We start from the raw sequence: 10,365 nt of genomic DNA on the forward strand, positions 1-10,365 counted from the left end.
TCCATGCAAAGCGCGCCTTTCGGATCATTACCGGACGCCAACGGGCATTTCGGCCCCTACGGCGGACGCTTTGTGGCCGAGACGCTGATGCAGCCGCTCGAAGAGTTGCGACTAGCCTATGAACGTTACAAAAACGACCCTGATTTCATCGCAGAATTTGAAAATGATTTAAAAAACTACGTAGGCCGGCCTTCGCCGCTGTATTTCGCCGAACGTTGGAGCCGGCAACTGGGCGGAGCGCGCATTTATCTCAAGCGCGAGGATTTGAATCACACCGGCGCGCACAAGATCAACAACACCATCGGCCAGGCGCTGCTCGCCAAGCGCATGGGGAAGACGCGCATCATCGCCGAGACCGGGGCGGGGCAGCATGGCGTCGCCACCGCCACGGTGGCCGCGCGGCTGGGTTTGGAGTGCGTGGTGTACATGGGCAGCGAAGATATCAAACGCCAGGCGATCAACGTCTTTCGCATGAAGCTGCTGGGCGCCACCGTGGCGCCGGTCGAATCGGGTTCTAAAACCCTGAAAGACGCACTCAACGAGGCGATGCGCGATTGGGTGACCAACGTGGACAACACCTTTTACATCATCGGCACCGTGGCCGGGCCGCATCCCTATCCGATGCTGGTGCGTGATTTCCAGTCCGTGATCGGCCGCGAGGCGCGCGCGCAGATTCTGGAACAGGAAGGCAGGCTGCCTGATGCGCTGGTCGCCTGCGTGGGCGGCGGTTCCAACGCCATCGGATTGTTCTATTCATTTTTGGAAGATGTGAACGTCAAACTCTACGGCGTCGAGGCAGCGGGCGAGGGTCTCGAAACGGGTCATCATGCGGCGACGCTGTGCAAGGGCCGCCCCGGCGTGCTGCACGGCAATCGTACTTATCTTATCGAAGACGACGACGGCCAGATCATCGAGACGCATTCGATTTCCGCCGGTCTCGATTATCCCGGCGTCGGCCCGGAGCATGCGTGGCTGAAGGACAGCGGACGCGCGAACTATGTCGCCATCACCGACGACGAGGCGCTCCAGGCATTCCATGATCTGACCAGAATAGAAGGCATCATGCCCGCGCTGGAATCGTCCCATGCGCTCGCCTATGCCGCCAAGCTCGCGCCCACCATGAAAAATGACCAGATTATCATCGTCAATCTGTCCGGCCGCGGCGATAAAGACATCCACACCGTGGCGGCGCGCGAGGGCATTAAGGTATGAACAGCGCCCCGCGCGAGAAAGTCAGGGTCCAGCCTGAACAAGCGGGCAATCGCATCACGCACTGCTTTGACCGGTTGCGCGCGCAAGGGCGCAAGGCGCTGATCCCGTTTATCACCGCCGGCGATCCGAGTCCGGAAGTGACCGTGCCGTTGCTGCGCGCGATGGTAAGCGCGGGTGCGGACATCATCGAATTGGGTGTGCCGTTTTCCGATCCGATGGCCGACGGCCCGGTGATTCAGCGCGCCAGCGAACGTGCGCTTAAACATCACATGAGCCTGCGCCACACGCTCGATTTGGTGCGTGAATTTCGTATCAACGATAACGTCACCCCCATCGTACTCATGGGCTATCTCAATCCCATTGAGGTCATGGGTTACGATACCTTCGCGCATGCCGCGCGAGAAGCCGGCGTGGATGGCGCGCTTACCGTAGACATGCCGCCCGAAGAGGCGCAGGATTTGATCCACGCGCTGCGCGCGCAGGGTATCGCGCCCATCTTCCTGCTTGCACCCACCAGCACGCCGGAGCGCATTGTAAAGATCAGTGCGCTGGCGCAGGGCTATCTCTATTACGTTTCGTTAAAAGGCGTGACCGGCGCGGCGACGCTCGATGTCGAGGACGTCGGGCGCAAGCTTATAGATATCCGGGCGATCACCTCGTTGCCGCTCGGCGTAGGCTTCGGCATCAAGGACGCCGCCTCCGCCGCGAGCATCGCCGAACTCGCCGACGCCGTCATTGTGGGCAGCGCGCTGGTCCAGAAAATCGAGGCGCTCATCGCACAACCCGGCCAGATCCTCTCCGAAATACCCGCGCTGTTGAAAGAGATGCGCGCGGCGATGGACAAGGCGACTTCCGACGCACAAGGAAGAGCGCTAGCGAAGGATCCTGCTAGTGTCGTGGGAGGCAGGATGCCGGGAGCGACCGGCGCCGCCACGCCATGAGCTGGTTTGAAAAATTACTGCCCAGCAGCATCCGCACCCAGGGCAACGGCGTCAAGAAGGCCGTCCCGGAGGGGCTGTGGACCAAGTGCGCGGGCTGTAGTGCGGTGCTGTACCGCGCGGAGCTGGAGCGCAATCTCGACGTATGTCCGAAATGCGGTCATCACATGCGCATCGGCGCGCGGCTCCGTTTGGACAGTTTCCTCGATCCGGAACCGCGCACCGAGCTTGCCGCCGACCTGGCGCCGCTAGATCCCCTTAAATTCCGCGACAGCAAGCGTTACAAGGATCGTCTCCTCCAGGCGCAGCGCGCTACGCAGGAAAAGGACGCCCTGGTGGTGATGCGCGGACAACTCAAGGACATGCCTTTGGTGGCCTGCGCCTTTGAGTTTCGTTTCATGGGCGGCTCGATGGGCTCGGTGGTCGGCGAGCGCTTTGTGCGCGGCGTAAACGTCTGCGTGGAGGAGAAGGTGCCGCTGGTGTGCTTCGCGGCAAGCGGCGGCGCGCGCATGCAGGAAGGGCTGCTTTCGCTGATGCAGATGGCGAAGACGAGCGCGGCGCTGGCGCAGATGAGCCGGCGCGGCATCCCCTTCATCTCGGTGCTCACCGATCCCACCATGGGCGGCGTGTCGGCGAGTCTCGCCATGCTGGGTGATATCAACATCGCCGAGCCCAAGGCCCTGATTGGTTTCGCCGGCCCACGGGTGATCGAACAGACCGTGCGTCAGACGCTCCCCGAGGGATTTCAGCGCAGCGAATTTTTACTCGAGCACGGGGTGGTGGACATGATCGTTGACCGGCGTGAGATGCGCGACCGGATTGCGAAATTGCTTGCCTTGCTTACGCATCAAAACTAGGTAAAAGATACAAGGTACAAGATACAAGCAATTAAGGGCTGCTCTTTTTTTCTTGTGTCTTGTATCTTTTCCCTGTCCCCTGTATTTATGCGCTTTACTACACTCGCCGACTGGTTGTCCTGGCAAGAGACCTTACACCCCAAAAAGATAGATCCGGGCCTGGAGCGCTCGGGCGAGGTGTTGCGCCGTATGGGCCTGAAGCCTCAGGCGTATACGGTCATCACCGTCGGCGGCACCAACGGCAAGGGTTCCAGTGTGGCGATGCTGGAGGCCGTCTTGTTGGCGGCGGGTTACCGGGTGGGCGCTTACAGCTCGCCGCATTTGCTGCGTTACAATGAACGCATTCGTGTTAACGGCATAGAGGCCACCGATGACGAACTGTGCGCCGCCTTTGCCCGAATAGACGAGGCGCGCGGCGGGATCTCGCTCAGTTATTTTGAATTCGGTACGCTGGCTGCTTTTGACATTTTTCACCGGGCGGAACTCGATGTGGCCATACTGGAGGTGGGAATGGGCGGCCGGCTCGACGTGGTCAATCTGTTCGATGCCGACGCCGCGTTGGTGACCACCATCGGATTGGATCACATGGAGTGGCTGGGCCCGGACCGCGAGAGCATCGCCGCTGAGAAGGCCCGAATCTTTCGCCCAGGACGTCCGGCTATCTATGGTGAAGCCGATCCGCCGCAGAGTCTTGTTGCTCATGCCAAAGAGATTGCCGCGCCGCTCTATTGTTTCAAGCGCGACTTTGATTATAAAACTCAGGGTCAAGACTGGTCGTGGTGGGGGCCGGGCCGTGTCATCGAAGCGCTGCCGATACCGGGATTGCAAGGTGGTTTTCAACTCCAAAATGCCGCAGCCGTGCTGATGACCCTGGAGACACTTGCGACGCACAGGGACGTGCTAGTGTCGCGGGAGGCAGGACACCGGGAGCGACCAGCGCAGTTGTCTGTGTCCGGGCACGACATTAAGCAAGGGCTCAGCACAGTGAACTTGCCGGGGCGTTTCCAGGTCTCAACGGGCACAGACATGGTCACGCGCATCTTCGACGTGGCGCACAATCCTCACGCCGCCGCCGCGCTCGCCCGGACCTTGCGCGAGCAGCCGTGCGCGGGCCGCACCCTGGCGGTGTTCAGTATGCTGGCCGATAAAGATATCGCAAGCGTGGTGCGGGAGATGCGCGATGTGGTGGATGCCTGGTATGCAGCGAGCCTCTCCGTGGAGCGCGGGAGCTCGGCTGAGCGGGTGGCGCAACACGTGCGGGATGTCATCCCCGAGGCCGAGGTATACAGCAGCCATGAGACGGTGGAACAGGCCTATCACGCCGCGTTGCTTGCGGCGGGGGCGCAAGACCGGATAGTGGTGTTTGGTTCGTTTTATACTGTCGCCGAGGCGCTGCGTCAGGACTATAATAAGTAACGGCTTGCAGACCATGAGATCAAGATATGGAAGGGAATAAATTGAAGCAGCGCCTGGTGGGCGCGACGGTGCTGGTCGTTCTGGCGATAATCCTTATTCCCATGTTGTTGACGGGGGGGAAGGAAGACGATAGCAGCGTTGCCACTATACCGCCCAAACTGGATACCGGCTTCAGCTCCAGGATCACACCGTTGGAACCCGCCCCTGCTCCACCGAAACCTGCCGTCATTGATAGCACGCCGTTGCCCGTGCCTGCTCCGTCTGCGGACAACTCTGCAGCGCCCGCCAGTGTGTCCCCGCAGATGAGTGAGAAGGCGCCGGGGGCCATCGCTACAGCGCCATCGGCAGATAAAACGGACACCCAGTCGGCCGCTAAATCCGACGACGTACAGGGACGTACTAGTGTCGCGGGAGGCAGGATGCCGGGAGCGACGTCACCCAAGCCGGATACCCTGCCCCAATCCGATAAACCGGTGACCGATAAGCCGGTAGCCGACAAGTCACCCACAGATAAACCCAAGGCCGGTAAACCGGCTCCCAGCAAGCCGCTCGCTTCTGCGGCGCCAGCGGCAACCGCACCCTCCAATGAACGCATGAATATCACCGCCTGGATTATCCAGCTGGGCAGTTTCAGCAGCGAGCAGAACGCCCTGGCGCTGCGCGATCAATTGCGCGCCAAGGGCTATACGGCCTTCGTCGAGAAGATCAAGAGCGGCGACAGCCAGTTGTTCCGGGTGCGCGTGGGCCCCGAGCTGGAGCGCGCCCGCGCCGATGCCCTACGCGACAAGTTGGAAAAGGAAACCAAACAAAAGGGTATCGTTGAGCGCTATCCCTCCCCATGATCCTGCGGCCGAAGGCCGCACTGCTTTCCTGCGCGGTTTTTGTTTGACCGTTGCAGTGTTATAATCACAGTTTGATTTGATGCGCCGGCAAAGGCCGCCATGACCTGGGTTGATTATGCCATTATCGGGATTATTGCCCTCTCCGCGCTGATCGGCCTGCTACGCGGCTTTGTGCGAGAGGCCCTGTCGCTCACCGCATGGGTGGTCGCCATTTGGGTCGCCGTGGAATTTAGCGGCCGGCTCGCGCCGGTGTTGACGCAATACATTCCGGTGCCTTCGCTACGCTTGATTGCCGCCTTTGCGGCCCTGTTTCTAGGCATCTTGATCCTGATCGGGATCATCAATTTTCTCATCGTGCGGCTGCTGGCCAAGACCGGCCTGGGCGGCACCGACCAAATGCTCGGAGTCGTATTCGGCATCGCTCGCGGTGTCGTCGTAATCGCCATCCTGGTGTTATTGGCCGGCGCCACGCCGTTTCCCAAGGACCCGTGGTGGCGTCAGTCTATGCTGATCTTTTACTTCGAGGATTTGGCCATGGTAGCGCGCAACCTGTTGCCCGCCGACATTGCCAGTCATTTTGCCTACCAGGACTCATGAAGGGTTTACCAGTACGATCGAGGGCGCGTTGATGAATGTATATTTTGATGATTTGACGAGGTGGTGGTAGATGTGCGGGATCATCGGAATCGTCGCCAAGTCCGCGGTTAACCAGGCGCTGTATGATGGCCTCACCGTACTCCAGCATCGCGGTCAGGATGCGGCCGGGATTGTGACCTGTGACGGCGACCGGCTGTTTATGCGCAAGGACAACGGCATGGTGCGCGACGTGTTCCATACCCGTCACATGCGCGACCTGCACGGCAGCATGGGTATCGGTCACGCGCGCTACCCCACCGCAGGCTGCTCTACCTCGGCCGAGGCGCAGCCGTTTTACGTGAACTCGCCCTACGGGATATGTCTCGCGCACAACGGCAACCTCACCAACGCCGATGAGTTAAAAAAAGAAATCTTCCGCGACGAGCAGCGCCACATCAACACCGACTCCGACTCCGAGGTGCTGCTCAACGTGTTCGCACATGAACTGCAACACCCCGGTAAGTTGCGCATAGATGAAAACGACATCTTCCACGCGGTGACGCGCGTGCATGAGCGCTGCCGAGGCGGCTACGCGGCGATCGTCATGATCAACGGCTACGGCATCGTCGGTTTCCGCGATCCTTACGGTATCCGTCCCATCCTGTTCGGAAAGCGCGAAACGGAACAGGGAACGGAGTACATGATCGCCTCTGAGAGCGTAGCCATGAACGTGCTCGACTTTGAAGTGGTGCGCGACATTGCGCCCGGCGAGGCAGTGTTCATCTCGGTGGATGGTAAGCTCTCCACCCGCCAGTGCGCGCAGCATCCCATATCCTCGCCCTGTATTTTTGAATATGTGTATCTGGCGCGCCCGGACTCGGTGATAGACGGCATCTCGGTGTATCAGGCGCGCATTCGCATGGGCGAAAAGCTGGCGCACAAGATCGAACGCATCTGGCCGAATCATGACATAGACGTGGTAATCCCCATCCCCGACACCAGCCGCACCGCCGCGTTGCAGCTCTGCCAGGTATTGAATCTTCCCTACCGCGAAGGCTTCGTAAAGAACCGCTACATCGGCCGCACCTTCATCATGCCAGGACAGAGCCAGCGCAAAAAATCCGTGCGCCAGAAATTGAACGCCATCGGCTCGGAATTCAAAAACAAAAACGTGCTGCTGGTGGACGATTCCATTGTGCGCGGCACCACCTCCCAGCAGATCATCCAGATGGCGCGTGAATCCGGCGCGCGCAAGGTGTATTTCGCCTCCGCCGCGCCACCCGTGCGTTATCCCAACGTGTACGGCATAGATATGCCCTCGGTCAACGAACTCATCGCGCACGGACGTAACGAAGAAGAAATCGCACACGCCATAGGCGCGGACAAGCTGGTTTATCAGGACCTCCCGGACCTTATCGAGGCCGTCCGTGAAGGCAATCCGAAGATCGGCGGGTTTGATACCTCCTGTTTCAGCGGCGAATACATTACCGGCAGCGTGAGCCAGGATTATCTCGACTATCTGGAGAAAATCCGCTGCGACATGGCCAAGCCACAACACTCCAACAGCAATGCGGCATTGGATTTGTACAACACTTCTTAAGGAGTGGAGAAACAAAAAAACTTGGTATAAAATCGCCATCCCCTTACTACAGACTTGCGTGTTGTACCCGCTGCCATGCCCTTAGACGACAATGACAATTACGGCTTCGACACACGCGCGGTACGCGCCGGACAGGTACGCACCCAGGAAGGTGAACAGTCCGAGCCGATCTTCCCCACCGTAAGTTTTGTCGCCGACAGCGCCGCGCAAGCCGCCGCCCGTTTTTCAGGCGCCGAGCCCGGCAACATCTATTCGCGCTTCACTAACCCCACGGTGCGCACCTTCGAACAGCGCCTCGCGAGTTTAGAAGGCGGTGAACGCTGTGTCGCCACCGGTTCCGGCATGGCCGCGATACTCACCGCGTGTATGGGCTTACTAAAGAACGGCGACCACATCGTCGCCTCGCGCAGCCTGTTTGGGCCGACCGTGATTTTATTCAACACCATCCTCGCGCGCTTTGGCGTGCAGACCACGTTTGTATCGCTCACGGATAATACCGCTTGGGAACAGGCGATAAAGCCCAACACGCGCCTGTTGTTTCTGGAAACGCCGTCCAACCCGCTCAGTGAAATCGCCGACATCAAGGCGCTCGCTGACATCGCACACCGTCACAGATGCCTCTTGGTGGTGGACAATTGCTTTCTCACCCCCGCGCTGCAGCGGCCGCTTGAGCTGGGGGCCGATATCGTGGTGCATTCGGCGAGTAAATATATAGACGGACAGGGGCGCGCCGTAGGCGGCGCGGTGGTCGGCAGTCAGCAGTTGGTGGGTGGCGACATCTACAGTTTCTTGCGCACCGCCGGGCCCAGCATGAGCCCGTTCAACGCCTGGATTTATCTCAAGGGCCTGGAAACCTTGCGTCTGCGCATGGAGGCGCACAGCAAGAATGCACTGCAACTCGCACAATGGCTGGAACAGCAGCCCGCGGTCGCATGCGTCTATTATCCCGGCCTCAAGTCCCATCCCCAGCACGCGCTGGCGGCGCGTCAACAGTCCGGCTTCGGCGGCGTGCTGGCGTTTGAGGTCAAGGGTGGACGCGAGGCCGCATGGAAGGTGATAGACGCCACGCGCCTCCTCTCCATCACCGCCACCTTCGGCGACACCAAGAGCACCATCACCCACCCCGCCACCACCACCCACTGGCGGCTTACCCCCGAAGCGCGCGCAGCATCGGGCATCACCGACGGCCTGATACGCACCGGCGTGGGGCTGGAAGATATCGAGGACTTAAAGAACGACCTCGCGCGTGGATTAGGCAGTTAGTTGCTTATATTTAGATGGAGCTGGCGAGCGGAATTGCACCCAATTCGCTGATTACAAATTTATTAAAAAGACTTTTATAAACAATAAGATAGTGTGATACTTGGGAAATACCATGACGTAAAATGCTCAAGCTGCCCCCCATATTTGCCGTTATTATATGTAATTGTATATAATGCATCTTGATATTCACCAAAACGCCGCCCAGGACCTGCGTGACTTACGGGTGGTCAATCCGGGGGCTGCCGCTGCGGTGACGGTTGCTCTGGAGCAGATTCAAGTAGACCCCAAGGCAATTGATAAGCTTACGACTTTCGGTAATAACACTGTTGGTGCAGCACGTCTCAATATCAAGCGATGGGAGAGCGTCCGTGGCCAAGGTAACTTATGGCGCTTTAGAGTATTGGACACCCCCGCAACGGTCTACCGCATCGTTTATGGATACCACTGGCAAACACGACAGATTTGCGTCTTGGCCGTAGCGCATAAGGAGAAATTCGATTATGACGACCTCAACAGCGACCTCGCCCGCAGAATTCTTGCCGATTGGCGCACCCTCTAGTCCCTCGGCTTCCGCTGCGCCAGTGCTGTATAGGGAGTTTAGCACCTCTAGACCACTACCATTGCCACACACCATTAGTCTCGATTCACTGGTTAGCGAGTTTGAGTCAGACTCCGAAATGGCTAAGCATATGGTGAAGGCTCGGCGTGATATTGCTGCTACGTTATACGCGGACGAGCCCGAGACACTTAGCGCCTTGCGTCTAGCGGCTGGGCTATCACAAGCTCAACTGGCGGCTCGTGCTGACACGACTCAACCCTACATTGCTCGGATTGAACGTGGGCAGACAGACCCTGGCACTGACATTATTGCGCGCATCGCGCAAGCCTTAGGGGCGGACGAAGCGCACACCTTCCGTGCGATTCGAAACCAACTTGCCTCTCGTGGGCAACAGGCATGAGCATGAATGAATCGCGCGTTGTCATCGCGCAGTTCTGCGACGACATCAGGCACGAAGTCGGAAACAAGTACTCGTTGATGGGCTGTTACGGCGGAGAGATGATTATCGACAAGCTTCCAGCACTGTTACCAAAACTATGCGTACAGGTTCGGGTGTTCACGCCAATTGACCAGCCGTTCACAAAGTTACTAATACGTGCCGTACTGAACGGTGAGTCCATCGCGGAAGTTGATGTTCCTGCACAGAAGATGGCGCAATCATACCAAGATCAAGTAGCGCTCTCTGATGCAGAGCAGCATGTAGTGGTGGCGATCATAGCAATTTCGCCCCTGCCCGTTTCTGAACCGTGCCAACTAAAAATAGAAGCAGAAACTGAAGATGATGTGCTCCGTGGAAACTCTTTAAGTATCAGGGAGCGCACAGCGAACGACCCTTCATTTTAGGTTGGCTGAATTCTACATCAAAGTGCATCACTTGGGGACGGGTAAATTCAAGTTGCAAGATATAACCCTGAGGGCTGGTCAGTTTGTTCACAGCGGAGCAAAGCGCTCCAGGGTTATCGCTAGAGCATTTTTGATTTAAGTATTTACATTTATGTGTTATAGTGTCCCTGTCATAGGGGAGGGGCGACTATGTATGCGTATTCAAGAGACTTGCGTGACCGTGTGTTAGGTGCGCTGGAGCGCGGGGAACGTCCGACCG

11 protein-coding genes are annotated in these 10,365 nt (G+C 58.5%); all 11 read left to right on the forward strand.

Annotation, left to right across the window (positions count from 1 at the left end):
* Nucleotides 1-3 precede the first annotated feature (3 nt).
* A complete protein-coding gene (gene trpB / locus HY028_04610; GenBank protein ID MBI3344127.1) occupies nt 4-1,212 on the forward strand; it encodes a tryptophan synthase subunit beta in 1,209 nt (402 codons plus the stop codon).
* Complete coding sequence (locus tag HY028_04615; protein MBI3344128.1) at nt 1,209-2,153, forward strand: tryptophan synthase subunit alpha; 945 nt, start codon at nt 1,209-1,211, stop codon at nt 2,151-2,153. The genes trpB and HY028_04615 overlap by 4 nt, the downstream gene beginning before the upstream one ends.
* Nucleotides 2,150-3,007, forward strand: a complete 858-nt coding sequence (locus tag HY028_04620) for an acetyl-CoA carboxylase carboxyltransferase subunit beta (GenBank protein ID MBI3344129.1) — start codon at nt 2,150-2,152, stop codon at nt 3,005-3,007. The genes HY028_04615 and HY028_04620 overlap by 4 nt, the downstream gene beginning before the upstream one ends.
* A gap of 87 nt (nt 3,008-3,094) precedes the next feature.
* Nucleotides 3,095-4,423: a bifunctional tetrahydrofolate synthase/dihydrofolate synthase gene (gene folC, locus HY028_04625; GenBank protein ID MBI3344130.1), complete on the forward strand. Its 1,329-nt coding sequence runs from the start codon at nt 3,095-3,097 to the stop codon at nt 4,421-4,423.
* A 26-nt stretch (nt 4,424-4,449) separates the two neighbouring features.
* Nucleotides 4,450-5,265, forward strand: coding sequence for an SPOR domain-containing protein (locus HY028_04630; protein ID MBI3344131.1), 816 nt, complete (start codon nt 4,450-4,452; stop codon nt 5,263-5,265).
* Between the two features lie 99 nt (nt 5,266-5,364).
* Nucleotides 5,365-5,862 (forward strand): CvpA family protein, encoded by a 498-nt coding sequence (locus HY028_04635; protein ID MBI3344132.1) that lies wholly within the window; start codon nt 5,365-5,367, stop codon nt 5,860-5,862.
* Between the two features lie 70 nt (nt 5,863-5,932).
* Nucleotides 5,933-7,441 carry an amidophosphoribosyltransferase gene (purF, locus tag HY028_04640; protein MBI3344133.1) on the forward strand — a complete coding sequence of 503 codons (1,509 nt, stop codon included), beginning with the start codon at nt 5,933-5,935 and terminating at the stop codon, nt 7,439-7,441.
* A 75-nt stretch (nt 7,442-7,516) separates the two neighbouring features.
* Nucleotides 7,517-8,704, forward strand: a complete 1,188-nt coding sequence (locus HY028_04645) for an O-succinylhomoserine sulfhydrylase (protein ID MBI3344134.1) — start codon at nt 7,517-7,519, stop codon at nt 8,702-8,704.
* 172 nt (nt 8,705-8,876) lie between these two features.
* Entirely contained in the window at nt 8,877-9,263 is a 387-nt protein-coding gene (locus HY028_04650; protein ID MBI3344135.1) for a hypothetical protein, read from the forward strand.
* A gap of 118 nt (nt 9,264-9,381) precedes the next feature.
* The gene (locus tag HY028_04655; GenBank protein MBI3344136.1) at nt 9,382-9,663 is read left to right on the forward strand and encodes a helix-turn-helix transcriptional regulator; all 282 of its coding nucleotides are present in this window, start codon (nt 9,382-9,384) and stop codon (nt 9,661-9,663) included.
* A 2-nt stretch (nt 9,664-9,665) separates the two neighbouring features.
* On the forward strand, nt 9,666-10,106 hold the full coding sequence (locus tag HY028_04660) for a hypothetical protein (protein ID MBI3344137.1): 441 nt from the start codon (nt 9,666-9,668) through the stop codon (nt 10,104-10,106).
* The last annotated feature ends 259 nt before the right edge of the window (nt 10,107-10,365 follow it).

This window comes from Gammaproteobacteria bacterium (assembly GCA_016195665.1).
Taxonomy (GTDB): domain Bacteria; phylum Pseudomonadota; class Gammaproteobacteria; order SURF-13; family SURF-13; genus JACPZD01.